Consider the following 24,549-nt stretch of genomic DNA (forward strand, 5'->3'; position numbering starts at 1 on the left):
GTGGGTCGCTGAGCCTGTCGAAGCGCCAGGCCCTCCGACAGGTTCAGCGACCCATGCGCTCAGTCCGCTCGGCGCGGTCCGACGCCCGGCTCGTCGTTGTGCACCGACTCATCGGTGATCGCGTCTCCGGATTCCGGATCGACCCGCACGGTCTCTGCCGCGCCGGAGTCCGCCCCGCCTCCGCCCGCGGGGATATCCTCCACGAGATCCGGATCCTCGGCGCCGCGCTCCTTCATCTGCTCGGCGATGCGCTTCTGGGCGTCGCTGGTCTCCGGCCCCGCTCCGTCACTCACTCGGTGCCGTCCCTCAGGTCGCGCGGCGCGTCGCCGCTGACGGCATCCGGTTCGTCTTCCGGGGCGAGATCCCCCTGGCCGTCGTCACCCAGCTCTGCCTCGAGCGGATCTTCGCCCTGCGTCTCCGGCGCCTCGGTATCAGTGGGAAAAGTGCCGTCACTGAAGTCGTCGACCGGCGGGACGCCCGGCATCTCCGGCGGCAGGCTGTTCGCGAATGCATCGATGTTCGTCATGGTGCCCTCCTGATTTCGTGTCCGATCGCCCCATGATCCACCCGCACCGCGGCGAGCGCACGGCGGTTGACAGCTCACGGCTCGACGAGGAAGATCGCGGTCTCGAAGATCTCAGACGCTCGTCAGAGTTGAGGTGGCGGGGCCCCCACGGCGCCCGCCACCTCAGAACGCGAACGGAGATGTGCTCCCCCCGGAGCGACAGCGCCGTGCGCGCGGCGCTGTGACATCAGATCACGAGTCCGATGTCGCATCGCCATTGAACAAGACGCCGCTCCGACCGTTTCATGACGCGACCGTCACGAAATGGTCTCTCTGGCCGTCTACTCGATCTGCCCGATCGGCTCGCGCTTCTCGGCCTGGAACTGGTCTTCCGCGCGTCCGCGCGCCCAGTAGGCCGAGATCGAGAGATGCTCGCGCGGCACGTCGTGCTCCTTGAGCAGCGCCCGCACGGCCTTGACCGTTCCGCGCTCACCGTGAGCGAAGACGCCCGGGTGCCCGTCTCTCCACTCGAGGCTCGCGATGACCGTCAGCAGCTCCTCATCCGTCTGCGTCCAGTGCACCAGCACCCCTGCCGGAACCTCGGGCAGGATGCGGTCGGCGGGATCCATGATCGACAGCACGATGTGCCCGACGGCATCCGGCGAGAACGCCTCGACCGCCGACGAGATCGCCGGGAGGGCAGTGTGGTCGCCGATCAGCAGATGCCACGGCGCCGACGGGTCGGGAGCGTAGCCACCCCCTGCTCCGCTCACGACCAGCGTGTCCCCCGGCTGCGCGCGACGCGCCCAGGGGCCGGCCACGCCTTCGTCGCCGTGCACGACGAAGTCGATCACCAGGCGCTGGCGCGCGGCATCCGATGCTCGCACCGTGTACGTCCGCCGAGTGGGGAGCTTCTCCGGGCTGTCGGCGCGCAGCTGCGCGAGGTCGTAGGGCGGCGTGAGGCCGTGACTCGGATCGGCGAACAGGATCTTCACGTACTTGTCCGTCGAGGGGTTGTCGGTGAACGCCTCGTACCCGTCTCCGCCAGCGGTGACGCGGATCAGGTCCGGGCTGATCTGCTCCACCTCCTGCACCGTCAGTACTGCCTGGCTGGGCGCCTTGCGGGGCTGATCTGTCATTCCGTCTCCTGACGTGGGGGATACCGTCACGTCCAGTCTGCCGTGGTCAGCCGTGACGGGGGTCGGATCTGACGCGCGCGACGGCGGCCACCATCTCGCCGGCGCGGTCGCTTCGGAGCACGCGCGACCGCCCCTTGGTGAGGGTCAACCGCACCGCGGGTCCGCCTGACCACATCAGGTACTGCTCCGTACCTACCAGTCGCCAGCCCCAGCCCCGCGAATCACTGAAGTCGACAGGGATGACGTCGACCGCTTCGATCGCTTCAAGAGGTATATGCATGATCCGGAATGGGTCGAGATGCGCATCGACGTGAGTCTCGGTGATCACGATGGTCGATCGTCGCGTGATGAGGAGGACGACCGCGATGACGACCATCACGGTCGACATGGCCAGCAGCGCGACGAGGCCGGCGTTCAGCTTCTCCGGTGCCGCGATCAGCTCAGGGATCGCCAGCCACATCACGAAGAGCAGCAGCGCGAGGGTGATGATGCCGGCGACGACCATCCACCTCGGGCCCGTGCTCCGCTCGCGGAAGACGGCCCGCGACGTGCTCTCCGTCACTCGGAGAGCCCCGCTGCGAGCGAGTCGAGCTGCGCGGCGTCGGGATACGAATCGGTGGTGCCGCGTCGCTGCACTGCGAAAGATGCTCCGAGGGTGGCGACCCGCGCGGACTCGAGAAGCGCATCGCCGCGAGCCAGCCTCGCCGCAAGGATGCCGACGAAGGCGTCGCCCGCCCCTGTCGTGTCGACGACCCGCGCGACGTCGGGTGAGGGGATCGATGTCGAGCCGCCCGACTGCGGCATCACGACGCATCCGTCGCCTCCGAGGGTCGCGACGACGTCGATCCCCAGATGGTCACGCAGTCGCGACGCCGCATCCACCGCATCCGACGACTGCCCGAGCCCGAGGTGGGTGGCGGCGTCGGTCGCTTCGGTCGCGTTGACCACGAGCAGCGAGGCGGCACGGAGGATCCACTCCTCGAGCGGCACGAAAGGTGCGAGGTTCAGCACGAACGCCAGGCCGTGCTTCTCGGCAGTCTCGGCCGCCGCGGCGATCGCCTCCACCGGAATCTCCCCCTGCGCCACGATGAGCGAACCCGCCTCGGCACCGCTCAGAGCCGCACGCACGTCGGCGCCCGAGACCAAAAGGTTCGCGCCGCCCGCGACGATGATCAGGTTCTCCCCCGTCTCATCGACCACGACCGCGGCGTTGCCGGTGGCCGTTCGCTCGTGTCGTTCGAGATGCGAGGTGTCGACGCCCCGGGCCCGCAGAGCATCGACGACGGATGCTCCTCCCGCGTCGTCACCGACAGCGCCGACGAATCGCACCGCACCCCCGGCGAGCGCCGCCGCAGCCGCCTGATTGGCGCCCTTGCCGCCGAGCGATTCCGTGTACGCGGTCGCATTCAGCGTCTCACCCGCTCGAGGAAAAGAGATGACCGAATAGCAACGGTCGACGTTGGCGGAACCCACCACATACACCGGCTTCGTCACACGTGCACCGCCCATCTCGTCGAACACGTCGATGCTAGGCCATTGCTCCCGGACCGGGTCCCGCACCACTCGATCTCGGATCCGCAGCGCGTTGGCGGATCGGTGGCGGGCGACTGACGGCAGGATGGCGGGTGGATGGCGTGGTGCGTCGTCCGGGCAGGCGGAAACGATGGAGACATGAACATCACACGAATCCCCGAACTCCGACGCGACCAGGGATGGACGCAGGAGAAGCTGTCCTTCGAGAGCGGCGTCGGACTCCGCACCGTGCAACGACTGGAGGCCGGGCAGGACGCCAGTCTCGAGTCCCTCGCGCTGATCGCCAATGCCCTCAGCGTGAGCGTCACCGACCTCTTCCAGCCCTCTGACGAGATGGACGAGACCGATCGTCTCGAGTCGCTCGATCGGCGCATCGACGAGCAGCAGGCCGCGCGCAACCGCGCACTCCGCTCGTGGCGGATGCTCTACATCGGCGTCGGGACCGCTGTGACGATCCTCAGCTTCCTGCTGGGCGGCGCGGGCGCAGCCGTCATCATCGCCTATTGGTCGGGCGGGCTCATCGCGATCATCGCTCTTCAGCGCATCGTGCTGGAACCCCGACTCGACGAGAAGTATCCGCTCTCCCGTCAACTCAATCGCACGCAGAAGAAGCGCGGGAGGCCCGTCCTGACCGAGAACTGACCCAATCGCCGGTTCGTGTCGGTTGCTCGCTGCATCCGACCGCGGCGATCTAGGGTGAACGGATGCACTCCCCCGCGTCGCGTGAGTCCGGCACAGCCGCTCGACGCTGGCGCCTGCTGGCAGCCGCCATCCTGGCGATCGTGGCAGGTCTCCTCACACATCTCCTGGGGACCGGACCTCTCGCCGACCGAGCCGGTGACGCCCTCTACGCCGTCATGGTCTATCTCGTCATCGCCATCGCCTTCCCGCGCGCGAGCGTCGTGCTCGTCGGCGTGATTGCACTGACAATCTGCATCGCGATCGAGGTCTTCCAGCTGACCGGACTGCCTGCACTGTGGGCGCAGAGCTTCTGGCCGGTGCGACTCATGCTGGGGGTCGGCTTCGATCCAGGCGACCTGGTCGCTTACGCGCTGGGCGCCGGCACCGCCGCTGTGGCGGACTTCGCGATCGGCCGTCGGCGCGCAGAGCGGTAGCCGTTCGCGGCGAGCGCGAGGGTTTCACGATCTCCCCCTCGTCCCGATAGTGGTCCCCGAGCCCACCATCGAAAGGTCCCCCATGGTCCGCGACTCCCTGTACAACATCGAGCGGAACGCGAAGGCTACGGCCGATTCCGCAGCCAGTGCCGCCCACCACGGGGCGGCGACGGCCCGTGCTGCGCAGTCGGCTGCCACCGGCGCATGGGTGGGTGCCGGCTTCCAGGCCGTCAATGTCCTCCAGAGCGCACGCGCCGCTCGCGCCGCGCAGGAGCAGCTCGAAGTGCAGCGCGCGATGGCCGAGCAGGCTCAGGTGCAGCAGTTCGCCATGTGGCGGCAGACCCCCGACGGCGCGGCATTCACCTCGTGGCGTGATCAGGCTGTGCCCCTCGCTCAGCTGATCCGCGGCCGTCGCACCGAATGGCAGCAGGCCTGGGCGCAGGTGATCGGCCGCTTCCAGTCAGAGGTGCCTGACGATGAGAAGGCTCGCCTCGCGAAGCGAGCCGCGTTGCTGACGCGTCCCTGGCTCCGTGTCGGCGCCGTCGTCTCGCTCGTGCTCGCCGGAGTGATGGCTGTGATTGCGCTCTTCCAGGGCTTTCTCGAACAGGTGCGGATCCCCGATGCGGGACTGATGACCTACGAGCAGTGCCTCGCGATCCTCGAGGATCCCGACAACCTCCTCCTGTCCGACAGGGACTGTGCTGCGATCGCTCCCGTGAGCGCTTCATCCGCCAGCTGGACGTGGGCCGTCGTCTTCCTCGCCCTCGCCGTGTCGCTCTTCGCCGTTCGCGTCGTCGTCCGCCGAGCAGCGCGCAGCGACACCCGTGTGGATGAGGAGTCCGCGGCACGCATCGCCCGTTTCGGATTCGACCCTCTCACCGTCGAGCCCGGCTGGGAGGGCTTTGCATGGAACGCCTCGGGCAGCGTGAGCGCCGAGACGTACGCGGACTCACTGATGCATCTCGCCCTCACCGGCCACCGCACCTACCCGCCGCGCCATGAACTCATCCCGCTCCAGAGGCCTGCTCTAAGCGACCTCCAGCCGTATTACCCCGACGAGATCAACGCGGCGTTGACTCGCTTCCGCGGCTGAGACTCGGGCGTCCCAGTCCGGAGACGAAAAGGCCCGGTTCACAGAAGTGAACCGGGCCTTCATCGCAAACGATGTCTGCTGAGGATCGCGATGATCCTCTGTGCGCGAGGGGGGACTCGAACCCCCACGTCCTTGCGAACACTGGCACCTGAAGCCAGCGCGTCTACCATTCCGCCACTCGCGCGAGTGTCTCGTTCCGAAGAAGTCAACTTTGCGAGGATATCACGCGTTCCGCCCCGCGATGAAACCGGCGCCACACCGCGATGAGCGGCAGTCTCCCTGTTGGGCGGTGGATGCCGCGCGATGCGTCCGCCCGACAGGGAGATCACCGCCCGACAGGGTGAGCACCTCCCCACGCCACCCCGAAACCAAACCCCCCGAACCCGCCAAGACACCCGGAATCACGGCCCTCGACGGCGTACACCCAGAACACCTGGCTACGATGTCCCTACCGGTCGGCATGCCAGAGGAGCCCAGTGGGACTACTTGACAGCTTTGAGAAGGGTCTCGAGCGCGCTGTGAACAGCGCCTTCGCGAAGACCTTCCGCAGCGGCATCCAGCCCGTGGAGATCGCCTCGGCCCTGCGCCGCGAGGCCGACACCAACGCGGCTGTGGTGAGCCGCGACCGCATCATCGCGCCCAACAGCTATGTGGTGCGCCTGAGCACCGACGACGCCGAGCGCATGCGCAGCCTGGGCGGCGCACTGACCGACGAACTGCATGCGCTGCTCACGAAGCACGGCAAATCGCAGGGCTACAGCTTCGCCGGCCCCCTCTCGATCTCACTCGAGGCCGACGACAAGATCGCCACGGGCACCGTCAACATCAGCTCCGGCACCGTCGAAGGGCGCGTGAACTGGCAGGCCGTGATCGACGTCGACGGTCGCCGTCACTCGATCACGCGCGCCCGCACCGTCATCGGGCGCGGAAGCGACGCCGACGTCACCATCTCGGATGCCGGATCCAGCCGTAAGCACGTCGAAGTGCTGTGGGACGGCGAGCGCGCCATGATGCGCGACCTCGGCTCCACCAACGGCACCAAGGTCGACGGCCAGAAGGTGCGCGAGGCATCGCTCCCCAGTGACACGACCATCACGATCGGCCGCACCGACCTCGTGTTCCGCGTCGTGCCCGTCGCCACTCCGTCCCGTCCGCCGCGCCCGCGCGACGACGACGCGACCCGTGCGTTCGGAGCCATCTCGTGACAACGCCCAGCGAGCTCGTCCTGCTTCTGCTGCGCATCGGGTTCCTCCTGCTGCTGTGGTTCTTCGTGTTCGGCGTCGTCTATTCGCTCCGTGCCGACCTGTTCGGCATGAAGGTGCGCAAGGTGCCCGCCGAGGGTGACGCCGCCGCAGCGCCTGCCCCCTCCACTCCCCCGGCTCCCGCGCGACCCGCCGCAGCGAAGCCCGCGACCACGGGACCCGCGACGATCGCCACCGCGAAGCGCCTCGTCATCACCTCGGGCCCGAAGGCCGGACTCGAACTCGCCCTGGGCAACGACACTCTGACGATCGGGCGATCGAGCGACTCCGCTCTGGTCATCCGAGACGACTACACGTCGAGCCACCACGCCCGACTGCTGCTTCGGGGAGACAGCTGGGCGATCCAGGACCTCGACTCGACCAACGGCACGTTCGTCGCCGGCCAGCGCGTGAGCGGCAACCCGGTCTCGCTCTCGCTCGGCACTCCCATCAAGGTGGGCGCCACGACCTTCGAGCTGCGAGCCTGACCCCGGCATGGTCTTCGAAGGCTCGAGCGTCGCGATCTCCCACACCGGGAAGGTCCGCTCCAACAATCAGGACTCCGGATACTCCGGGGCGAACCTGTTCGTCGTCGCCGACGGCATGGGCGGCCACGCCGGCGGCGACGTCGCCTCGAGCATCGCGATCCATCGGATGCAGCCGCTCGACCAGCCGTACTCGACGGTCGACGACGCCCAGGCGTCGCTTCAGGCGGCTGCCACCACTGCCGCCGGCGATCTGATCCGCGCCGCGAAGGACCGCCCCGAGCTCGCGGGCCTCGGCACCACGCTCAGCGCGATCATCATGGTCGACGACTACGCCGTCATCGGCCACATCGGCGACTCGCGCATCTATCTCTACCGCGACGACGCGGTCACGCAGATCACGGCAGACCACACCTTCGTGCAGCGTCTGGTCGATTCCGGCCGCATCACCCCCGAAGAGGCGCGCTATCACCCGCGTCGTTCGGTGCTCATGCGGGTGCTCAGCGACATGGACGCCGATCCCGAGCTCGACATGTTCGTCATGCACACGCAGCCGGGCGACCGGTGGCTGCTGTGCTCCGACGGGCTCTCGGGTGTCGTCGATGAGGCGCACATCCTCAAGGCGATGCGTCTCGGCATGGCTCCCGGCCGCACCGCCGACAACCTGCTCAAGCAGGCGCTCGACGGCGGCGCCCCCGACAACGTCACGATCGTGCTCGTCGACGTCGGCGGTCAGCACGCGATGCATTCCGGCACCGCGACGATCGTCGGATCCGCCTCGAACCCCGAGAACATCACCGTGCCGCCGGTACGGGCGCCGCGCAGCAGCTGGCTGCATCCGGTGCGTCAGGCGGCGAACGAACCCAGCCACTTCGAGCCGGCCCCCGAGTACCTCGAAGAGCTCATCGAAGAAGACCGCCGGCGTGCCCGTCGGCGGCGACTCGGCTGGATCGCGGGGATGCTGGTCGTTCTGGCCGCACTCGCGTTCGCCGTCTTCGCCGCCTACAGCTGGACTCAGACCCGCTATTTCGTCGGCGCCGACGAGGACAGCGTCGTGATCTACCAGGGAGTCCAGCAGAACATCGGCCCGATCGTGCTCTCGACGCCGCTGCAGGACACCGACATCCTGCTCGCGGACCTGCCTCCGTACCAGCGCGATTCGGTGGAGCGCACGATCACGGCCCGCTCGCTCTCCGACGCGGAGGCGATCGTCGCGCGACTGCGCCCGGCAGACGAGCCCGTCAACGACGACTCGACCCCGTTGCCGACGCCCGTGCCGACTCCGAGCCCCGAGCCGACGGACGGAGCCGGATGAGCACCGACGTCTCGGCCGACACCAGCGTCATCAAGGCCCTCAAAAAGATGCGGATGCCGCAGACGCAGCGCAACCGCGAGTTCTGGCTGCTGCTCTTCGCCGTCGCGATCAGCGGAGCCTCCCTCACTCTCGTGCAGCTGGGTGCTCTCGGGCTGATCGACCCGATGATCCTCGCGATCGGCGGCGGTCTCGCGGTGCTCGCGTTCGCCCTGCACTTCGTGCTGCGGGCCGTGGCGTCGGATGCCGACCCGTTCGTGCTGCCGATCGCGACCCTGCTGACCGGTCTCGGCATCTCGATGATCTACCGCATCGACATCGCCGAGTCGCTCACCGGGTGGAACGCCTACTCGACCAAGCAGCTCGCCTGGACCGCGATCTCCCTCGCCGGAGCGATCACGGTCGTCATCCTGCTGCGCAACTACCGGGTGCTGTTCCGGTACACCTACATCTTCGGCCTCTCCGGCATCCTGCTGCTGCTGCTCCCCTTCGTCCCGGGTCTGCGCATCCCCGACGCCAACGCGCAGGTGTGGGTCTCGCTCGGTGGGATGTTCGCGTTCCAGCCCGGCGAGCTCGCGAAGATCTGCCTCGCGATCTTCTTCGCGGGCTACCTGGTGCGCACGCGCGAGAGCCTCACCTCGGTGGGCACGCGATTCCTCGGCATCACGTGGCCGCGCATGCGCGAACTCGGCCCGGTGCTCGTCGTGTGGGCCATCTCGCTCGGGATCATCGTGATCCAGCGCGACCTCGGCACCGGAACCCTCATCTTCGGCATGTTCGTCGCGATGCTCTACGTCGCGACGGGCAAGACCAGCTGGGTGCTCATCGGCCTCGCCCTGGTCGCTGCCGGCGTGGCCGTGGCGACCCAGATCCTCAGCTACGTGCGCGGGCGCTTCATCAACTGGCTCTTCCTGTTCGATCCCTCGCAGGTCGATCCGGAAGATGCCGGATTCCAGCCGATGCAGGGCCTGTTCGGGCTCGCACACGGCGGTCTGCTCGGAACCGGTTGGGGCCAGGGACGCCCGGACGTCACGCCCCTCGCGCACAGCGACTACATCATCACGAGCCTCGGCGAGGAGATCGGCCTGATCGGCCTCTTCGCCATCCTCTGCCTGTACATGGTGTTCATCAGCCGCGGCATCCGCATCGGACTCGCCGGCCAAGACGACTTCGGAAAGCTCCTGGCCACCGGCCTCGCCTTCACGATCGCGCTGCAGGTGTTCATCATGGTCGGCGGTGTGACGCGCGTGATCCCGCTCACCGGTCTCACCACCCCGTTCCTCGCCGCCGGCGGATCGTCACTGGTGGCCAACTGGCTGATCGTCGCGATCCTGCTGCGCATCTCCGACGGTGTCCGCCGCCAACCGAGGACGGTGATCGGCTGATGCGTGCCTTCTCAGGGCGTTTCGTGTCGCTCCGCTCGCTCAACGACCGACTCGTGCAAGGGGGCGTCGCATGACCAAAGAACTCCGCCGCCTCAGCATCGTGATGCTGTTCATGTTCCTGTCGTTGTTCGTCGCGACCAGCTGGATCCAGGTCGTCGAGGCCGACAGCCTCGCACAGGACAGCAACAACCGGCGCACCCTGCTCGACAGCTACGAGATCCAGCGCGGCTCGATCATCGTCGACGACGTGGCGATCGCCTCGTCGGTGCCTTCCGACGACCGCTACCAGTTCCAGCGGGTGTACACGGATGCCGCGATGTGGGAGCCGGTGACCGGCTACTTCAACCCGGCGCTGCAGTCGGCGACCGGTATCGAGCGGGCACTCAACGCCGATCTCTCGGGTACCGGTTCCAGCGCTTTCTTCTCCGACATCGAGCGGATCCTGTCCGGCCAGCCGCAGACCGGCTTCGGTGTCGAACTCTCGCTCGACACCGCCGCGCAGCGCGCCGCGTACGACGCGCTGCAGGGGCTGAACGGTGCGGTCGTGGCGATCGAGCCCAAGACCGGTCGCATCCTCGCGATGGTGTCCACGCCCGGGTTCGACACGAACTCGCTCGCGACCCATGATGCGGATGCCGCGAACGCGACCTACGACCAGCTCGTCGAAGACCCGCTGAAGCCGCTGTCGAATCGCGCGATCGCCGGCGATCTGAACCCCCCGGGATCGACGTTCAAGCTGGTGGTGGCGGCCGCGGCCTATGCGAGCGGCGACTTCACGCCGGACTCGACACTGCCGAACCCCGCTCGCTACCAGCTGCCGCAGTCGAGCAACACCGTCGCGAACGCCTGGGGCGGCACGTGCGGGCCGGGTGAGACCGTGACGATCGCCGAGGCCATCCGGCTGAGTTGCAACATCCCGATGGCCGAGCTCGCCGTGCAGCTGGGCGATGACAAGATCCGCGAGATGGCGGAGAAGTTCGGATGGAACCAGAGCTTCTCCACCCCGCTCGAGTCCACGCCCTCGAGCTACCCTTCCGGGCTCAACGACCCGCAGACGGCACTCACCGGATTCGGCCAGGGCCAGGTCACGGCGACGCCGCTGCAGATCGCGATGGTCGCAGCAGGAATCGGGAATGACGGCGTGGTCATGAACCCTCGGCTCGTCGACACCGTGATCGGCAACGACCTGTCGGTCGTGCGCTCGTACGACGACACGGAGTACGGTCGCGCGTTCGACGAGACGATCGCCGACGAGATCACCGCGTCGATGGTCGCGAGCGTCTCAACGGGCGCGGCGCAGGGTGCAAGAATAGACGGGGTCGATGTGGCCGGTAAGACCGGGACGACAGAGAACGGCGACAACAAGCCGTACACGCTGTGGTTCTCCGGATTCGCACCGGCAGACGACCCGGCGGTCGCAGTAGCGGTCCTCGTCGAAGACGGCGGCGGACAGGGGCAGTCAGGATCCGGCGACACCATCGCCGCTCCGATTGCAAAGAAGGTCATAGAGGCGGTGCTGGGCAGATGAGACCGACGCAGGGTGTGTCGTTCGGTGGTCGCTACGAGCTGCAGTCGCGTATTGCGATCGGCGGCATGGGCGAGGTGTGGGAAGCGACGGATCACGTCATCGGACGTACCGTCGCGATCAAGATCCTCAAAGACGAGTACATGGGTGACCCCGGGTTCCTCGAGCGGTTCCGCGCTGAGGCGCGCCACGCCGCACTCGTCAACCACGAGGGCATCGCCAGCGTCTTCGACTACGGCGAGGAGAACGGCAGCGCGTTCCTCGTCATGGAGCTCGTGCCCGGAGAGGCGCTGTCGACGATCATCGAGCGCGACGGCTCGCTGAGCGCCGACAAGACTCTCGACATCGTCGCGCAGACCGCATCCGCACTGCAGGCCGCCCATGCGGCAGGCCTCGTGCACCGAGACATCAAGCCGGGAAACCTGCTGATCACGCCCGACGGGCGCGTCAAGATCACCGACTTCGGCATCGCCCGCATCGCCGACCAGGTGCCCCTCACCGCGACCGGTCAGGTCATGGGAACGGTGCAGTACCTGTCGCCTGAGCAGGCGTCGGGCCACCCCGCCTCGCCCGCCACCGACACCTACTCTCTGGGAATCGTCGCCTACGAGTGCCTCGCCGGCAAGCGCCCGTTCACGGGTGAGTCGCAGGTGGCCATCGCGATGGCCCAGATCAACGAGCAGCCCCCGCCGCTGCCGCCGACGGTTCCGATCCCGGTGCAGAACCTGGTCATGGCGATGATCGCCAAGAAGCCGGCAGACCGCCCGTCATCGTCGGCCACCGTCGCCCGTGCCGCGCAGGCTCTGCGCCGCGGTGACCTCAACTCCGCCGCGATCGCCGTGCCTGCCATCGCCACCGGTGGAGTCGCCGGCGGCGACGACGCGACTCGGATGCTGGCCGCCACCGGAGACGACGGCACCACTCGCATCCTCCCCACCACGGCGCAGCTCCCCACCGGGGCCGCCGCAGAGGACGAGGTCGACGGCGAGAAGAAGAAGAAGCGCAGTCCCTGGACATGGCCGCTCGTCGCGCTGATCGCGTTGCTCGTCATCGTGCTCGGCGGCACCGTGTTCGCCCTCATGAACCAGGGCGACCCCGACGCCGACGCGACCACCCCGCCCCCCACCACTCAGTCGCAGACGCCCACCCCCTCGCAGACGCCCACTCCGAGTGCGACGCCGATCAACGTCGACGCGCTGGGACTCATCGGGATGCCCTGCCAGGAGGCCCTTGCAGCCGCCGCCGAGGCCGGCCTCGTGCCGCAGTGCCGCGTCGGCACGACTCCCGCGCCGTCCGACGAGCTCGTCGACGTCGTCGAGTCGGTGGAGCCGCGTGGACTCCTCGAAGAGGGCGACGCGATCACCCTGACCGCCTACGCTCCCCGGGTGAACATCGGCGCGCCGGCATCGGCTCCGAGCCTCTCGGGTACGCCCGTCGCGGCTGAGCCCATCACCCTGAACTGGACCGCGTTCTCGTGCCCGTCTGGCGCAGACGCGCTCAGCTCGTACGAGGTCACGATCACGAACGCGACCTTCAGCGACGGCAAGACGACACGGAGCTTCCAGGGCGAGCTGAACGCCCAGATCACTCCTGCCGACGACCCCGCGCTGCAGGTGACCGCCACGTACCGCGCGTTCTGCGGCGACCGTCCCTCGGGGAACTCCCCGCAGATGGCGGTGCAGATCACTGCTGCGGAAGAGGAAGAGGACGCCGCAGCCGGAACGGCGACGGCGAACGGGAACGGCACGACGACCGGCGGAACGGGGAGCGCGAACGGCGGAACCGGCACCGCGACCACGACGACGGGCGCCGACGGCTCGGGTACCGCCACAGCCGACTAGCAAGTTGGCGTCGTAGTCTGAGAGCATTCACCAGGTCGTAATCAGGGGGTCAGTACGTGTCGACAGAGCCACGCATCATCGCGGGACGCTACCGCGTCGATGAGCTCATCGGGCATGGCGGCATGGCCAAGGTGTATCGAGGCTACGATCTGACACTCGGCCGCCAGGTGGCCATCAAGATCCTCGATCCCGAGCTCGCGAGAGACACTGCGTTCCGCACCCGGTTCCGGCTCGAGGCGCAGTCCGCGTCTCGCATGTCGCACCCCTCGATCGTTCGCGTCTACGACGCGGGTGATCCGTCGACCACGGGTGCCGGGTCCGACGAGCCGCCGTACATCGTGATGGAGCTCATCAGCGGCACGCTGCTGAAAGACATCATCGCGAAGGGTCCGGTGCCTGTCGAAGACGCCGTGCGCTACGTCGACGGCATCCTCGAAGCGCTCGACTACTCCCACCGGGCGGGCGTCGTGCACCGCGACATCAAGCCCGGCAACGTCATGGTCACCGAAAAGGGCCAGGTCAAGGTCATGGACTTCGGCATCGCCCGAGCCGTGTCCGACTCGTCGTCGACGGTGGCCGAGACGACGCAGATCATCGGCACCGCCGCGTACTTCTCCCCCGAGCAGGCCAAGGGCGAGCCGGTCGACGCACGCGCAGACCTCTACTCCACCGGCGTCGTGCTCTACGAGCTCCTCACCGGACGTCAGCCGTTCCGCGGTGAGTCTCCGGTGGCCGTCGCCTACCAGCACGTCAGCGAGACCCCGGTACCGCCGACCGAGGTCAACGAGGATTCACCGGGGGCCCTCGACCCGATCGTGCTCCGCGCCCTCGCGAAAGACCCGTACCAGCGGTATCCGGATGCCGCGCACTTCCGCGCGGCCCTCGATGCGGCGGTCGCCGGTCGTGCCCCGAGCCGCAAGGAGCTCGGCGCCCTGACGAGCGAGCTGTACGGCCCCAGCCCGCGCCAGGCGCAGGAGACCGCGAGGTCTCTGCGACAGCTGAGCACCGACAACACGATGACGCGAACCCAGTCCGGCCCGCCGGTGGCCTGGATCTGGGCGGGTGTGGCGTTGCTCGCCGTGCTGCTCGTGTCGGTGCTGTTCTGGGTGTGGACGATCAGCATGAACCCGAACGACGTGCCGACCAGCTCGCGCACCGTCCCCGACCTCGTGAACGTGTCGTCGGAGCGCGCTCAAGAAGACCTCAGCGAACTCGACCTCACCGCGAACCTCGTGCTCGAATCGAGCACCGACATCGTCGAAGGCAACGTCACCCGCACCGACCCGGCTTCCGGCACCGCCGTGAGCGAGGGCGACTCCGTGACCGTCTACGTCTCTTCCGGCAAGGAGACGGTCGTCGTGCCGACGCTGACCGGTCTGTCGCTCACCGCGGCGAAGGATGCCTTGGCCACTGCCGGTCTGCAACTCGGCACGGTCACGCCTCGGAACGACAAGGGCCTCGCCGCCGACACCGTCATGGAGGCGAGCGAAGAGCCCGACGCCGAGGTCGCTCCCAAGACCGTCGTGAACCTCGTGGTCGCCAGCGGCCGGGTCACCATCCGTGACATGTCAGGGTGGACCGTGCAGGCGGCGACCGACGAGCTCGAGACTCTCGGACTCCAGGCGCAGCCCGTGGAACTCAGCGACTGCACACCTGTCAGCCCTCCGACGGTGTCGTCGATGTCGGCGGCTCCGGGCGATGTGCCGATCGGCTCGACTGTCGAACTGCGCTTCTGCGGGACACCTCCGGAATGAGCCGGCGACCCGCCTCCGCGGGTCCCGTTCCTGTTCCGACCGAAGGCCCGGTCAACGGTGCAGCGGATGCAGCTGCGTGGCTCGGTCGACGGCATCCTGATCTCCGCACTGCGTGAGCCAGTTGGCCAGCAGTCGGTAGCCGCCTTCGGTGAGCACGCTCTCGGGGTGGAACTGCACTCCGACGATCGGCAGGTCGGTGTGGGTGACGGCCATGACGGTGCCGCTGTCGGTGCGCGCCGTGACACGCAGTTCGGCGGGCAGGTCGCCCTCGGCGAGTGCGAGCGAGTGATACCGCCCCACGTCGAACGGTGAGGGGATCCCGTCGAACAGGCGCGAGCCGTCATGAACGACGGTCGAGACCATTCCGTGCATGAGCTCGGGCGCCTCGGTCACGGGTGCACCGAAAGCTTCGCCGATCGCCTGATGCCCGAGGCATACCCCGAGCAGGGGCGCGCCCAGTCGGGCTGCGATCCGCACCGCATCCACCGTCACGCCGGCGCCTCGAGGGGTGCCCGGCCCCGGCGAGATCATCACGCCGTCGAACTGAGGAACGAGTTCGACGAGTTCGTCGACGCCCACGGCATCCGACTCGATCAGGGTGACGTCGGCACCGAGCTCACGCAGATACCCGATGAGGGTGTGCACGAAGCTGTCGTGGTTGTCCACGACGAGCACGCGGGTCATTCGAGGTCGACCTCGCCGGGCGTGATGAGCGGGCTGACCCAGGGGAACACGAACCAGAAGAGCCCGTAAAGGACGGCCGCGACCAGCGCGAGCACGATGAAGAGCCGAAGCCACCACGGTCCGGGGAGGATGCGCCAGAGTGCCGAGTACATGTGTCGTCGTTCCCTTCGGCTAGATCGACGGTGCGGCCGGCGGAGGCGGCGGGTCGGTGAGTGCGGCGGGTGGCCCCTCAGCGCGGGGCTGGAAGCTCTCGAAGACGCCGTAGGCGACGATGCGCTCCGCGAGGGAGTAGAGGGGCGAGCAGGCGGTCAGTGTGATGTAGCGCTCACCTGTCTCGACGCCAGGCATCTGCGGCACGTCGAGGAGCACCTCGGTCTGCGAGGGCTTGACGTACTCGAGAGTGCGGAAGCGATACGTGAACCACCCGTCCGGTGTCTCGACGACGATCGCATCGCCCAGCTGCAGCTTGTCGACCTGGTTGAAAGGCTTTCCCCAGGTGGTGCGGTGCCCCGCCATCGCGAAGTTGCCGACCTCGCCGGGCATCTTCGAGTCCGTGTAGACGCCGATGCCGAGATCGTCGAGCGTGCGAGCGCGGCTCGTGCCGCCGTAGATCCCGACGTTGTACTCCGAACCGAAGCGCGGGATATGCATCTGGGCGAACCACTGCGCATCGGCGGGGGCGGCGGGGACCACCGGCTCGTAATAGGTCGTCCCGTCTTCGGCTTCGACGAGAGGAGGCGGCTCGGGGGCCGGTGCCTCAGCGAGCTGCTGCGACATCTGGGCGCCCTCGTCATTCTTCTGCGCACTGATGATGATGTCGCCGATCCACATCTGCCAGGCGACGAACAGCAGCACGACCACGCCGGCGGTGAGCAGGAGCTCGCCGAGAACGCTCGTGAACGTGGCGCGCGATCGAGGGCGGCGATGCCGTACGCGTCGCTCCCCCGAGACGACGGATGCAGTCATGGCGCGATCCTATCCCGCTCGACTGAACGAACGGCCCGTGAGACCCGGTCCCACGGTGGAAAGAAGTCATGGGTACAATGTCGGAATGGCACGTGACCGCAAGATCGAAGAACCCGAAGCACCGCGCAGCGAAGGCGACACCGCCCCCAACGCCGTGTGGTTCAAGCCGGTGATGGTCGGATTCATGCTGCTCGGTCTCGCCTGGATCCTCGTGTTCTACATCTCCGGGATGCAGTTCCCGATCCCCGGTCTCGACAACTGGAATCTCGCGATCGGCCTGGGAATCGCCCTGATCGGCTTCCTGATGACCACCCGCTGGCGCTGACGCCCGCCCCTCACGTACTGAAGGCCCCTCTCGCTCCGGCGAGAGGGGCCTTCTTCGCGTGTCCAGCAGAGTTATCCACAGGTTATCCCCAACATGGGGAGAATTACACAGATGTTATTCACACCCGTTAACAACCCTGTTAACAACTCCCGATCAGGTGTAAACCGACGTGATCAGCAGCGGGGGCACGAAGGCGACGATCACCAGAAGCGCCACGACGACCGCAGAGAGCAGCACGATCTGCAGGGTGCGCTGCTCGCGTCGGCGGGTGCGGGTGAGGATGAAGGCGACCAGTGCGCCCACGATCGCTCCACCGAGGTGCGCCTGCCAGGCGATGCCGCCGATGAAGAAGCCGATGACGAAGTTGATGCCGAGGATCACGAGGATCCCGGTGACGTTCGCCCCCAGATGCCTGCCGATGATGAGCAGCGCGGCCATGAGTCCGAAGATCGCCCCGGAGGCGCCGACCGTGGCGGTGCCCGGCGCGATGAGGGCGACGGCCACTGAACCACCGATGCCGCTGATCAGATACAGGGCGAGGTAGCGGACCCGACCCAGCATGGGTTCGAGGTTCTGCCCCAGCATCCACAGCGCCAGCATGTTGAGCGCGAGATGGATGAAACCGCCGTGCACGAAGACCGCGGTGAGCAGCCGCCAGGGCTCGAACGGGTAGAGCGAGAGATCGGGGTAGAGGTAGGCGGCGGCGAAGAGCAGCTGCTGGGTGATGGCGCTGCCCATGCCGGGTACCAGCTGCAGCAGGCCGATGATGGAGGTGATCAGCAGCAGTGCGTAGGTGACGACGGGCTTGCCGCCGCGCGCGGTCGCCATCGCGGGCCTGCTGCGCCAGCGGCGCTCGGCGCGCTTCTGCGCGGGGGTGCGGTTCTTGCGCTCTGCCGCCATGCATTCGGGGCAGATCACCCCGACGGCCGCCTGCGTCTGGCATTCGGGGCAGATGGTGCGCAGGCACCGCTGGCAGAGCACGAAGCTCTGCCGATCCGGATGCCGGTAGCAGAAGTTGTCGCGGTTGTCCGCGAACTCAGGCGTGGTCATCCGGATCGGCCAGCGTCGGCGTCAGGCCGCGACGATGTCGATCGACTGCAGCACGACCGGCTCGATCGGACGGTCGCCCGCGGCCGTCGGCACAGCGGCGATCTTGTCGACGACAGCCTTCGAGGCGTCGTCGGCGACCTCGCCGAAGATCGTGTGCTTGCCCTGGAGCCAGGGGGTGGGGTCGGTCGTGATGAAGAACTGCGAGCCGTTGGTGCCCTCGGGCTTGCCCGTGATGGCATTGCGACGAAGGCCCGCGTTCGCCATGGCGAGGATGTAGGGCTCGTTGAAGTTGAGCTCCATGTTGATCTCGTCGTCGAAGTTGTAGCCGGGGCCGCCGACGCCCTGTCCGAGCGGGTCGCCGCCCTGGATCATGAAGTTCGGGATGATGCGGTGGAAGACGACATCCTTGTAGAGAGCGCCCTCGCCCGGCTTGCCGGTGGCGGGGTGCGTCCACTCCTGGGTGCCGTCGGCCAGACCGACGAAGTTCTTGACCGTCTTCGGGGCGTGGTCGCCGAAGAGGTTGATGACGATGTCACCGTGGTTGGTGTGCAGTGTTGCGACATGAGAAGCGTGAGCCATGCCTTCATTCTCGCAGAGCTTCCGATGTGTACGGCGTGAACTAGCGCTGTTCACCGCTCAGCGCAAGGGTTCGGCGATTCCCTCCCCCTTCCAGCCTCCCGTGGCAAGATGGGGAACCCGTACTCCAATCGACAGGAGAGCATCGTGAGCATCAGCCGCAAGCGGAAGAAGGAACTGCGTCGTCTTCAGAACGACGCCAACCAGCTCTGGGAGAACCAGCAGGTTCTCGTCGGCCACGCCGCCGACGTCGCCCGCGAGGCCGGTCGTCAGCTCGGCCACTTCGGCCGTGAGCAGGTCGGTCCTGTCGTGCAGGACACCTACAACCGTCGCGTGCAGCCGGTCGTCGACCGTGGCGTGCGCTTCGGTCACCACGTGGTCGACGACAAGGTCGTCCCGATCGTCGGCGGCGTCGTCGGCACCGCACTCACCGCGTGGGACGTCGCGAACGCCAAGCGCGAGGGTGTCGTCAAGAAGGTCAGGAAGGCCACCAAGCCCGAGCCCAAGGGCCCCGGCATCGGTTCGGTCATCGCGGTCATCCTCGGTGTCGCCGCAGCCGCAGGCGTGCTGTACGCCGCATGGCAGGCACTGCGCGCCGACGACGAGCTCTGGGTCGCCGACGACCCGCTCTCGGCTCCCGACGCGTGACGTCGAGCTCTGATCCCTCGGCCGCCGCGCCGGGGGATCCGCTTGCGCGCGTGCGGGATGCCGCCGCCTCGCGTGACCTCGAGATCGAGATCCGCGAACGGCCGGCGGCTCGCAGCCTCGAGGAGGCCGCCGAACTGCTCGGCATCCTGCCCTCCGGCATCGTGAAGACGCTGGTCGTCAAGCGATCCGACGACACCTATCTCTTCGCACTCGTGCCGGGCGGTCGCTCGATCTCCTGGCCGAAGCTTCGAGCCGTCGTCGGCGTCAACAAGCTCCGCCTGCCCGAGCCCGAACTCGCGCTTGCAGCCACCGGATACGAACGCGGCACGATCGTTCCGATCGGAAGCACGACCGACTGGCCCGTCTATGCCGACGAGTCGATCGTCGGTCAGCGCATCGCGATGGGCGCCGGAGCGCACGGCTACAGCCTCTTCGTCGATTCCGACGAGCTCATCGCGGCATACGACGCGACCGTAGCCGACATCTCTCTCCCTGAAGTGCCGCGCGACTGAGGCGAAAGCCCCAGGTCGTCAGAGAATTCCTGCCATCTTCAGCGCGATGTCGACGAGCTTCACTCTCTGCAGATCGGAGACGGACTTGAGACTGAACCACTCCGCCATATCCGTGGAACCGTTGGTCTCGAAGCGCAGCTTTCCCCCGCTGACGACCGCGCGATAGACGATGCGCAGGGTGTGCAGCGGTTCGTCGGATGCGTTGACGCGCTGACCCGCGGGTATCACCCGGGAGTGGATGCCGAGCAGCTCGCCGACCCTGACGGTGTACCCGGTCTCTTCGCGAAGCTCGCGCCTGACGGCGTCTTCCGGCGCCTCGCCCGCCTCCAGACCACCGCCCGGCATGGTCCACGCGACCCGTCGCCCCTCGGTCCATCGCGCCAGCAGGATGCGCCCGTCGTCATCCGTGACGACGGCGTATGCCGCGACGCGCATATCCATGCCCTCACCATAATCGCATCTGGTTCGTGTCGACCATCATGTGACGGCCGATCGATCACGAATCAAGAAGCACAGCGCGGCGCAGCATCCGTAGTGTGAGATCCACCGCAGATCACACGATGAAAGGAGTCGGCCATGGCTGACAACGAGAAGAACTTCAGCGCCGAAGAGCGCGAGGCCATGAAAGAGGCTGCGGCCGACAAGCGCAAGTCGAGGTCGCGCGCGAAGAAGAGCCCGGAGGAAGTTCGCGCCGAGGGTGTCGCAGACCTCGAAGCAGCCGTCGCGAAGCTGCCCGATGACAAGGATCGCGAGCTGTCGCTGGCACTGCACGCGCTCGTGACCGAGGTCGCCCCCGAGCTCATGCCCCGCACCTATTACGGCATGCCGGCGTGGGGCAAGGACGGCAAGGTGCTCTGCTTCTTCCAGCCGGCCAGCAAGTTCAAGGTCCGCTACGGCACCTTCGGTTTCGAGCCGATCTCGAACCTCGATGACGGCACGATGTGGCCGACCGCCTATGCCCTACTCGATCTCTCGGCCGCGAACCGCAAGGCGCTCACCGACCGCATTCGTCTCGCGGTGAGCTGAAGCCGTTCCCGGGTGGGGTCGTGCGCAGTAGCGTGGATGCCGTGAGCACACTGCCGTTCCCCGCCTCCGTCTACTCCGCTCGACTCGACCGGGCGGCGTCCCTCGCCGCCGATGCCGGTCTCGACGCGATCGTGGTCGGCCCCGGACCCGACCTGCAGTATCTGGTCGGTGTCGAGGGCGACACGATCGAGCGGCTCACAGCACTCGTGCTCGGGTCCGGCCACGCGCCCACGATCGTGGTGCCGCGGATGGAACTGGCGAAGGTGCGGGCCACGGCGGTCGGTGAGCTCGGTCTCGCGGTGTCCGATTGGGTCGACGGCGAGAATCCCTACGATCTCGTGGCCGCGGCTCTCGGCACAGTCTCCCGGGTCGGCGTCTCCGATGCGCTCCCCGCTCTGCACGTCATCCCCCTCGCCGATCGGCTCGGCGTGCGCGTCGAGCTCGCGACACCCGTGCTGCGCGAGAGCCGCATGATCAAGGATGCAGACGAAGTCACCGAGCTGCGCAGGGCCGGGGCGGCGATCGACGCCGTGCATCTCCGGGTACCGGAGTGGCTGCGCGCCGGACGCACGGAGCGCGAGGTCGCGGCCGACATCGCCGAGGCGATCGTCGCCGAAGGTCACCGCACGGTCGAGTTCGTGATCGTCGGCTCGGGTCCCCACGGCGCCGACCCGCACCACGAGGTGTCGGACCGCGTGATCGGCGAGGGCGACATCGTGGTCGTCGACATCGGCGGCGCGGTGCCCAGCGGCTACAACTCCGACAGCACCAGGACGTACGTGGTCGGGACGCCCGACAGCGATGCGGCCGAGCGGATCGCCGTGCTCGTGCGCGCGCAGCAGGCCGCGGTCGACTCCGTGCGACCGGGTGCGACGGCGCAGGAGGTGGATGCTGCCGCGAGACAGGTCTTGACGGATGCCGGGCTCGGCGAGGCGTTCCTGCACCGCACGGGCCACGGCATCGGCGTCTCGGTGCACGAAGAGCCGTACATCGCACCGGGCAGCGACCTCGTGCTGCGCGCGGGCATGGCGTTCAGCATCGAACCCGGCATCTACTTCGGCGGGGAGTGGGGTGCCCGCATCGAGGACATCGTCGTCGTGACCGCTGACGGGTGCGAGCGTCTGAACGTCGCACCTCACGAACTCAGAGCAGTCGGAGCCTGAGCGGATGGCATCCGCGTCGGTGTCAAGACCGTAGGAGCGGCGCGTTGTCACGCACGATACTTCGTTCATGACATCCGACGACCGTGAGCGGGCCGACGGTGGTACCACGCCCGAGCGCACCGAAGATGGCCACCACATGGTCATCGACGGGCGGCGTTGGCGGGCGACCGACCCCTCGATCCCCGAGGGGATCCGCCAGGAACTCGTGGACGAGCTGATGGCGGCTCGTAGAGCGGTCAAGGCATCGGAATCCGACGCGCGACGTCGGGTTCAGGATGCGAAGACGGCCCTCGGTGAACGCGGGGCACCCTGGTGGGAGGAGCGCACCGGCGAGGCGTTCGACGAGCGCATAGGCGCGGCCATCCGCTCTCTGACGCGCAAGCGTGAACAGTCGTCGATCTGCCCGAGCGATGTGGCTCGCACGGTCGGCGGCGAGTCGTGGCGTTCGCTGATGCCCGACGTCCGCAGAGTCACCGCCGTCCTCGCCGACCGCGGTGAGGTCATCGTCACGCAGAAGAGCGAACCCGTGAGCATCCGAGAAGCTCGTGGTCCGGTGCGCATCGCGCGAGTGCCGCCCGACTCCGGTCAGAGGATGTCGTAGTACCCGCCGTACGGGAAGTCGAGGTCTCCGGTGTCGCGTTCGTCGAAGGCCACCGTCGACACGCTGATCGTGACTCGGCTCTGCCGTGTGATGAGCACGCTCACCTGGCGGTTGCCGACGACCACGAAGTCCACGAAGGCACCCGAGGTCGCCACCGCCTCCTCGATGCGACGACGCAGCTCCGGGACATCCTGATCCTGCGCGAGGAGATAGCTCGCCGAGTCGAAGATGGCCTCTGTCTGGATCATCGTCTTCGTCGCAGTCATGGTCATCACGCTACGTGCCGAGTCGAGACCCCGGAAGGGGGGTTGCGATCGTGGCTCCGACGTGACAGAGGGGCTCAGCGCCGCCAGGCGCTGGCCCGTCGACGGTCGACGGCACCGATGTCCTCGACATGCTCGCGCACCTGGACGGTGATGCCCGAGCCCAGAGCACGCATCGCCGAGAGCGACGACTGCGCTGCGGCGTAAGACCGGTGGAAGGCCTCGCGAGCCTCGCCGTTCCACTGCGACTCCAGAGCGGCAGCCTGGGTACGCAGACGCTCGAGGGATCGTTCCATCGCGTCGAACTCGTCATCGATCCGGCGGCACATCTCGTTCAACGGTGCGCTGTTCACTCTCATCGCCATACGATGCCCTCGTTCTCCGTAGCGTCCGACCTCTGCGAGCGGTACTCTCTCAGGCCACCGAGTCTCATCAACTGCTCCGCGCTCATCCGTCCGCTCAGCACCCGATCCGCGGCCTCACGCATGTCATCGGTCATGGCAGAGGACCCCGCCACCTCGCGCAGCAGATCGCGCACGGCGACGTGGGCCTCGGAGGTGGTGGGAAGACCCGGGATCAACTCGGGTTCACGAACGTCGAACCCGGTCCGCGGCCGAAGCCGCTCGCGGTATTCCGAAGCATCATCGTCGAGGCTCATTACGTCTCCACCATCTCGGGAATGTGAAGGGATGCGGTGATGTCGCTGAGCTTCGTGCCGAGGTCCTTCGCTGTCGTCATCGCGTCGACCAGAGTCTGCATGTCGGAGATCTTGCCGGTGATGTCGAGCCACTTCTTCGCTCCCGATGCGATCGCACCTCCGCCGAGCAGCCAGCCGACGACGCTCACCTTCTTGCCCGCTGCGATGCCGAGGGCGGCGATGTAGGCGTCGATGGCGAGGTCCTCGAGGATCCCGCCGATGATCTCTGCCGCCGACACCACGGCGTCACAGAAGGTGGTGATCTCCTCCGAGACGCGAGTGCATCCGTCGGCGGCGCCCTTGATGACATCGAGAAGGTCGTTCAGATACTCGTTCGCGCTGTTCGCCGAGTACCCCTGCCAGTAGAGCGCTACTCCTCCGACGACCTGCAGCAGGCTGGAGTGCATGTCGATCAGGAACCGGCTCATCCCGTCGAGCACCGAGGAGTAGCGCCTCAGCGCTCCCCATCCTCCACCGAAGCCCTCCATGAGGACGTCCCGCGCCCGCGTGACGCCCATCTGCCCGAGTGCTTCTTTGATGTCGCCGACCGGATCGATCACGATGTTGCTGAACAGCGGCGTGGTGAAGGCATCCGACTCGCTGAACGCGCTCGAACCGGAATCGAAATAGAAGGACGAGCCGTTGACGGGTTGCCACTTCGGTGCCGGCATGAAGTCCGAGTCCGGGGGTCTATCCCATTCGGGGGTGATGCTGGGCTTTCCCGACTTGTTGATCGCGTCGCCGGGGGTCGGATCGTTGCCGTTGTACTCGGTGGGATCGATGAGATCGAAGCGTGCCGCTCTGTTCAGATCGAGTTCGCGACCCTCGGATGCCACACTCCGCAGCTCGGTGGACACCGACTCGAAGACGTTCTGCATGTGAGCGGTCCACTGCAGCAAGCCCGTGTGCACACTCATCGCCACAGTGGTCGCACTCGAGTAGACGGAGGCGCCGGGCAGACCGTTGATGACGATCGGCACGAGACCCGATGTGGCGATCTCGGCTATGGCATCACGCCAGGTGTCGAGCGCGGCCGCCTGGTTGTCGAGACCATCCGGGTCGAGCCAAAAGTCGAAATCGTCCACGATCCCCCCGATCGTTTGTCGTCTC

General features: G+C 67.4%; 31 protein-coding genes and 1 tRNA gene. 16 read left to right on the forward strand and 16 right to left on the reverse strand.

All coding sequences use genetic code 11. The annotated features are described in order from the left end of the window. Window positions 1–59: 59 nt before the first annotated feature. The 5 genes from ACZZZN_RS15310 to ACZZZN_RS15330 form a co-directional block, all read right to left on the reverse strand. Entirely contained in the window at window positions 60–293 is a 234-nt protein-coding gene (locus ACZZZN_RS15310) for a hypothetical protein (protein ID WP_463506002.1), read from the reverse strand. Next, on the reverse strand, window positions 290–526 hold the full coding sequence (locus ACZZZN_RS15315; protein ID WP_463506003.1) for a hypothetical protein: 237 nt from the start codon (window positions 524–526) through the stop codon (window positions 290–292). The genes ACZZZN_RS15310 and ACZZZN_RS15315 overlap by 4 nt, the downstream gene beginning before the upstream one ends. Window positions 527–846: 320 nt before the next feature. Then, window positions 847–1,644: a siderophore-interacting protein gene (locus ACZZZN_RS15320; protein ID WP_463506004.1), complete on the reverse strand. Its 798-nt coding sequence runs from the start codon at window positions 1,642–1,644 to the stop codon at window positions 847–849. Window positions 1,645–1,690: 46 nt separating this feature from the next. Further along, a complete protein-coding gene (locus ACZZZN_RS15325; RefSeq protein ID WP_463506005.1) occupies window positions 1,691–2,206 on the reverse strand; it encodes a hypothetical protein in 516 nt (171 codons plus the stop codon). Then, a complete protein-coding gene (locus ACZZZN_RS15330; protein WP_463506006.1) occupies window positions 2,203–3,165 on the reverse strand; it encodes a PfkB family carbohydrate kinase in 963 nt (320 codons plus the stop codon). The genes ACZZZN_RS15325 and ACZZZN_RS15330 overlap by 4 nt, the downstream gene beginning before the upstream one ends. 150 nt (window positions 3,166–3,315) lie before the next feature. Here ACZZZN_RS15330 and ACZZZN_RS15335 point away from each other — a divergent pair, with 150 nt between their 5' ends. From ACZZZN_RS15335 to ACZZZN_RS15345, 3 genes are all read left to right on the forward strand, one after another. Beyond that, window positions 3,316–3,819, forward strand: coding sequence for a helix-turn-helix domain-containing protein (locus ACZZZN_RS15335; RefSeq protein WP_463506007.1), 504 nt, complete (start codon window positions 3,316–3,318; stop codon window positions 3,817–3,819). A gap of 62 nt (window positions 3,820–3,881) precedes the next feature. Beyond that, window positions 3,882–4,292: a ribosomal maturation YjgA family protein gene (locus tag ACZZZN_RS15340; RefSeq protein ID WP_463506008.1), complete on the forward strand. Its 411-nt coding sequence runs from the start codon at window positions 3,882–3,884 to the stop codon at window positions 4,290–4,292. 82 nt (window positions 4,293–4,374) lie between these two features. Further along, on the forward strand, window positions 4,375–5,385 hold the full coding sequence (locus ACZZZN_RS15345; RefSeq protein ID WP_463506009.1) for a hypothetical protein: 1,011 nt from the start codon (window positions 4,375–4,377) through the stop codon (window positions 5,383–5,385). A gap of 101 nt (window positions 5,386–5,486) precedes the next feature. On the opposite strand, the gene ACZZZN_RS15350 is transcribed toward ACZZZN_RS15345, so the two are convergent. Next, window positions 5,487–5,569 (reverse strand) — tRNA-Leu (locus ACZZZN_RS15350). Window positions 5,570–5,861: 292 nt separating this feature from the next. On the opposite strand from ACZZZN_RS15350, the gene ACZZZN_RS15355 reads away from it, so the two are divergent. The 7 genes from ACZZZN_RS15355 to pknB all read left to right on the forward strand — a co-directional run bounded on the left by ACZZZN_RS15355 (window position 5,862) and on the right by pknB (window position 14,928). Continuing rightward, complete coding sequence (locus ACZZZN_RS15355) at window positions 5,862–6,590, forward strand: FhaA domain-containing protein (protein ID WP_463506010.1); 729 nt, start codon at window positions 5,862–5,864, stop codon at window positions 6,588–6,590. Then, the gene (locus ACZZZN_RS15360; protein ID WP_463506011.1) at window positions 6,587–7,114 is read left to right on the forward strand and encodes an FHA domain-containing protein FhaB/FipA; all 528 of its coding nucleotides are present in this window, start codon (window positions 6,587–6,589) and stop codon (window positions 7,112–7,114) included. Before ACZZZN_RS15355 ends, ACZZZN_RS15360 begins: the two co-directional genes overlap by 4 nt. 7 nt (window positions 7,115–7,121) lie before the next feature. Further along, entirely contained in the window at window positions 7,122–8,426 is a 1,305-nt protein-coding gene (locus ACZZZN_RS15365; protein ID WP_463506012.1) for a PP2C family protein-serine/threonine phosphatase, read from the forward strand. Then, window positions 8,423–9,808: an FtsW/RodA/SpoVE family cell cycle protein gene (locus ACZZZN_RS15370; protein WP_463506013.1), complete on the forward strand. Its 1,386-nt coding sequence runs from the start codon at window positions 8,423–8,425 to the stop codon at window positions 9,806–9,808. The genes ACZZZN_RS15365 and ACZZZN_RS15370 overlap by 4 nt, the downstream gene beginning before the upstream one ends. A 70-nt stretch (window positions 9,809–9,878) precedes the next feature. After that, window positions 9,879–11,336: a peptidoglycan D,D-transpeptidase FtsI family protein gene (locus ACZZZN_RS15375; RefSeq protein ID WP_463506014.1), complete on the forward strand. Its 1,458-nt coding sequence runs from the start codon at window positions 9,879–9,881 to the stop codon at window positions 11,334–11,336. Then, window positions 11,333–13,174, forward strand: a complete 1,842-nt coding sequence (locus ACZZZN_RS15380; protein ID WP_463506015.1) for a protein kinase domain-containing protein — start codon at window positions 11,333–11,335, stop codon at window positions 13,172–13,174. Before ACZZZN_RS15375 ends, ACZZZN_RS15380 begins: the two co-directional genes overlap by 4 nt. A 56-nt stretch (window positions 13,175–13,230) precedes the next feature. Continuing rightward, the gene (pknB, locus tag ACZZZN_RS15385) at window positions 13,231–14,928 is read left to right on the forward strand and encodes a Stk1 family PASTA domain-containing Ser/Thr kinase (protein WP_463506016.1); all 1,698 of its coding nucleotides are present in this window, start codon (window positions 13,231–13,233) and stop codon (window positions 14,926–14,928) included. 51 nt (window positions 14,929–14,979) lie between these two features. On the opposite strand, the gene ACZZZN_RS15390 is transcribed toward pknB, so the two are convergent. Genes ACZZZN_RS15390 through ACZZZN_RS15400 form a run of 3 tightly spaced genes read right to left on the reverse strand, consistent with a single transcriptional unit; the run spans window position 14,980 to window position 16,578 of the window. Further along, complete coding sequence (locus tag ACZZZN_RS15390; protein ID WP_463506017.1) at window positions 14,980–15,612, reverse strand: anthranilate synthase component II; 633 nt, start codon at window positions 15,610–15,612, stop codon at window positions 14,980–14,982. Next, a complete protein-coding gene (locus ACZZZN_RS15395; protein ID WP_463506018.1) occupies window positions 15,609–15,764 on the reverse strand; it encodes a hypothetical protein in 156 nt (51 codons plus the stop codon). Before ACZZZN_RS15395 ends, ACZZZN_RS15390 begins: the two co-directional genes overlap by 4 nt. A gap of 19 nt (window positions 15,765–15,783) precedes the next feature. Continuing rightward, window positions 15,784–16,578 (reverse strand): class E sortase, encoded by a 795-nt coding sequence (locus ACZZZN_RS15400; protein WP_463506019.1) that lies wholly within the window; start codon window positions 16,576–16,578, stop codon window positions 15,784–15,786. A gap of 85 nt (window positions 16,579–16,663) precedes the next feature. On the opposite strand from ACZZZN_RS15400, the gene ACZZZN_RS15405 reads away from it, so the two are divergent. Next, entirely contained in the window at window positions 16,664–16,903 is a 240-nt protein-coding gene (locus tag ACZZZN_RS15405; protein WP_241795635.1) for a cell division protein CrgA, read from the forward strand. A 153-nt stretch (window positions 16,904–17,056) separates the two neighbouring features. Here ACZZZN_RS15405 and ACZZZN_RS15410 read toward each other — a convergent pair whose 3' ends face one another. Beyond that, window positions 17,057–17,953 (reverse strand): rhomboid family intramembrane serine protease, encoded by an 897-nt coding sequence (locus ACZZZN_RS15410; RefSeq protein WP_463506020.1) that lies wholly within the window; start codon window positions 17,951–17,953, stop codon window positions 17,057–17,059. Between the two features lie 21 nt (window positions 17,954–17,974). Continuing rightward, entirely contained in the window at window positions 17,975–18,532 is a 558-nt protein-coding gene (locus ACZZZN_RS15415; protein ID WP_463506021.1) for a peptidylprolyl isomerase, read from the reverse strand. A gap of 144 nt (window positions 18,533–18,676) precedes the next feature. Here ACZZZN_RS15415 and ACZZZN_RS15420 point away from each other — a divergent pair, with 144 nt between their 5' ends. Both ACZZZN_RS15420 and ACZZZN_RS15425 read left to right on the forward strand, forming a co-directional pair. Next, window positions 18,677–19,177: a DNA helicase gene (locus ACZZZN_RS15420; protein ID WP_463506022.1), complete on the forward strand. Its 501-nt coding sequence runs from the start codon at window positions 18,677–18,679 to the stop codon at window positions 19,175–19,177. Window positions 19,178–19,227: 50 nt separating this feature from the next. Then, entirely contained in the window at window positions 19,228–19,689 is a 462-nt protein-coding gene (locus ACZZZN_RS15425) for an aminoacyl-tRNA deacylase (protein WP_463506606.1), read from the forward strand. Window positions 19,690–19,707: 18 nt separating this feature from the next. Here the strand turns inward: ACZZZN_RS15425 and ACZZZN_RS15430 are convergent, their stop codons facing one another. Then, on the reverse strand, window positions 19,708–20,130 hold the full coding sequence (locus tag ACZZZN_RS15430) for an NUDIX hydrolase (protein WP_463506023.1): 423 nt from the start codon (window positions 20,128–20,130) through the stop codon (window positions 19,708–19,710). A 135-nt stretch (window positions 20,131–20,265) separates the two neighbouring features. Between ACZZZN_RS15430 and ACZZZN_RS15435 the strand changes: the two genes are divergently transcribed. From ACZZZN_RS15435 to ACZZZN_RS15445, 3 genes are all read left to right on the forward strand, one after another. After that, window positions 20,266–20,715, forward strand: a complete 450-nt coding sequence (locus ACZZZN_RS15435; protein WP_463506024.1) for a hypothetical protein — start codon at window positions 20,266–20,268, stop codon at window positions 20,713–20,715. Window positions 20,716–20,756: 41 nt separating this feature from the next. Further along, window positions 20,757–21,878 (forward strand): M24 family metallopeptidase, encoded by a 1,122-nt coding sequence (locus ACZZZN_RS15440; RefSeq protein WP_463506025.1) that lies wholly within the window; start codon window positions 20,757–20,759, stop codon window positions 21,876–21,878. 67 nt (window positions 21,879–21,945) lie between these two features. Beyond that, window positions 21,946–22,479, forward strand: a complete 534-nt coding sequence (locus ACZZZN_RS15445; RefSeq protein ID WP_463506026.1) for a DUF3253 domain-containing protein — start codon at window positions 21,946–21,948, stop codon at window positions 22,477–22,479. On the opposite strand, the gene ACZZZN_RS15450 is transcribed toward ACZZZN_RS15445, so the two are convergent. From ACZZZN_RS15450 to ACZZZN_RS15465, 4 genes are all read right to left on the reverse strand, one after another. Next, complete coding sequence (locus tag ACZZZN_RS15450) at window positions 22,464–22,745, reverse strand: hypothetical protein (protein ID WP_463506027.1); 282 nt, start codon at window positions 22,743–22,745, stop codon at window positions 22,464–22,466. The genes ACZZZN_RS15445 and ACZZZN_RS15450 overlap by 16 nt on opposite strands. Before the next feature lie 74 nt (window positions 22,746–22,819). Beyond that, window positions 22,820–23,101, reverse strand: coding sequence for a WXG100 family type VII secretion target (locus tag ACZZZN_RS15455; protein ID WP_463506028.1), 282 nt, complete (start codon window positions 23,099–23,101; stop codon window positions 22,820–22,822). Further along, window positions 23,098–23,400 (reverse strand): hypothetical protein, encoded by a 303-nt coding sequence (locus ACZZZN_RS15460; protein ID WP_463506029.1) that lies wholly within the window; start codon window positions 23,398–23,400, stop codon window positions 23,098–23,100. The genes ACZZZN_RS15455 and ACZZZN_RS15460 overlap by 4 nt, the downstream gene beginning before the upstream one ends. Further along, window positions 23,400–24,524, reverse strand: coding sequence for a hypothetical protein (locus tag ACZZZN_RS15465; protein ID WP_463506030.1), 1,125 nt, complete (start codon window positions 24,522–24,524; stop codon window positions 23,400–23,402). The genes ACZZZN_RS15460 and ACZZZN_RS15465 overlap by 1 nt, the downstream gene beginning before the upstream one ends. Between the last annotated feature and the right edge of the window lie 25 nt (window positions 24,525–24,549).

The sequence above is a fragment of the Microbacterium sp. AC145 genome (assembly GCF_979258505.1).

Coding starts and splice junctions, on each gene's coding strand:
- ACZZZN_RS15410 (WP_463506020.1), bottom strand. CDS start 17,953: ATGACCACGCCTGAGTTCGCGGACAACCGCGACAACTTCTGCTACCGG.
- ACZZZN_RS15370 (WP_463506013.1), top strand. CDS start 8,423: ATGAGCACCGACGTCTCGGCCGACACCAGCGTCATCAAGGCCCTCAAA.
- ACZZZN_RS15400 (WP_463506019.1), bottom strand. CDS start 16,578: ATGACTGCATCCGTCGTCTCGGGGGAGCGACGCGTACGGCATCGCCGC.
- ACZZZN_RS15335 (WP_463506007.1), top strand. CDS start 3,316: ATGAACATCACACGAATCCCCGAACTCCGACGCGACCAGGGATGGACG.
- ACZZZN_RS15415 (WP_463506021.1), bottom strand. CDS start 18,532: ATGGCTCACGCTTCTCATGTCGCAACACTGCACACCAACCACGGTGAC.
- ACZZZN_RS15435 (WP_463506024.1), top strand. CDS start 20,266: ATGGCTGACAACGAGAAGAACTTCAGCGCCGAAGAGCGCGAGGCCATG.
- ACZZZN_RS15450 (WP_463506027.1), bottom strand. CDS start 22,745: ATGACTGCGACGAAGACGATGATCCAGACAGAGGCCATCTTCGACTCG.
- ACZZZN_RS15380 (WP_463506015.1), top strand. CDS start 11,333: ATGAGACCGACGCAGGGTGTGTCGTTCGGTGGTCGCTACGAGCTGCAG.
- ACZZZN_RS15345 (WP_463506009.1), top strand. CDS start 4,375: ATGGTCCGCGACTCCCTGTACAACATCGAGCGGAACGCGAAGGCTACG.
- ACZZZN_RS15375 (WP_463506014.1), top strand. CDS start 9,879: ATGACCAAAGAACTCCGCCGCCTCAGCATCGTGATGCTGTTCATGTTC.
- ACZZZN_RS15390 (WP_463506017.1), bottom strand. CDS start 15,612: ATGACCCGCGTGCTCGTCGTGGACAACCACGACAGCTTCGTGCACACC.
- ACZZZN_RS15405 (WP_241795635.1), top strand. CDS start 16,664: ATGGCACGTGACCGCAAGATCGAAGAACCCGAAGCACCGCGCAGCGAA.
- ACZZZN_RS15320 (WP_463506004.1), bottom strand. CDS start 1,644: ATGACAGATCAGCCCCGCAAGGCGCCCAGCCAGGCAGTACTGACGGTG.
- ACZZZN_RS15460 (WP_463506029.1), bottom strand. CDS start 23,400: ATGAGCCTCGACGATGATGCTTCGGAATACCGCGAGCGGCTTCGGCCG.
- ACZZZN_RS15455 (WP_463506028.1), bottom strand. CDS start 23,101: ATGAGAGTGAACAGCGCACCGTTGAACGAGATGTGCCGCCGGATCGAT.
- ACZZZN_RS15340 (WP_463506008.1), top strand. CDS start 3,882: ATGCACTCCCCCGCGTCGCGTGAGTCCGGCACAGCCGCTCGACGCTGG.
- ACZZZN_RS15395 (WP_463506018.1), bottom strand. CDS start 15,764: ATGTACTCGGCACTCTGGCGCATCCTCCCCGGACCGTGGTGGCTTCGG.
- ACZZZN_RS15445 (WP_463506026.1), top strand. CDS start 21,946: ATGACATCCGACGACCGTGAGCGGGCCGACGGTGGTACCACGCCCGAG.
- ACZZZN_RS15365 (WP_463506012.1), top strand. CDS start 7,122: ATGGTCTTCGAAGGCTCGAGCGTCGCGATCTCCCACACCGGGAAGGTC.
- ACZZZN_RS15430 (WP_463506023.1), bottom strand. CDS start 20,130: ATGGATATGCGCGTCGCGGCATACGCCGTCGTCACGGATGACGACGGG.
- ACZZZN_RS15315 (WP_463506003.1), bottom strand. CDS start 526: ATGACGAACATCGATGCATTCGCGAACAGCCTGCCGCCGGAGATGCCG.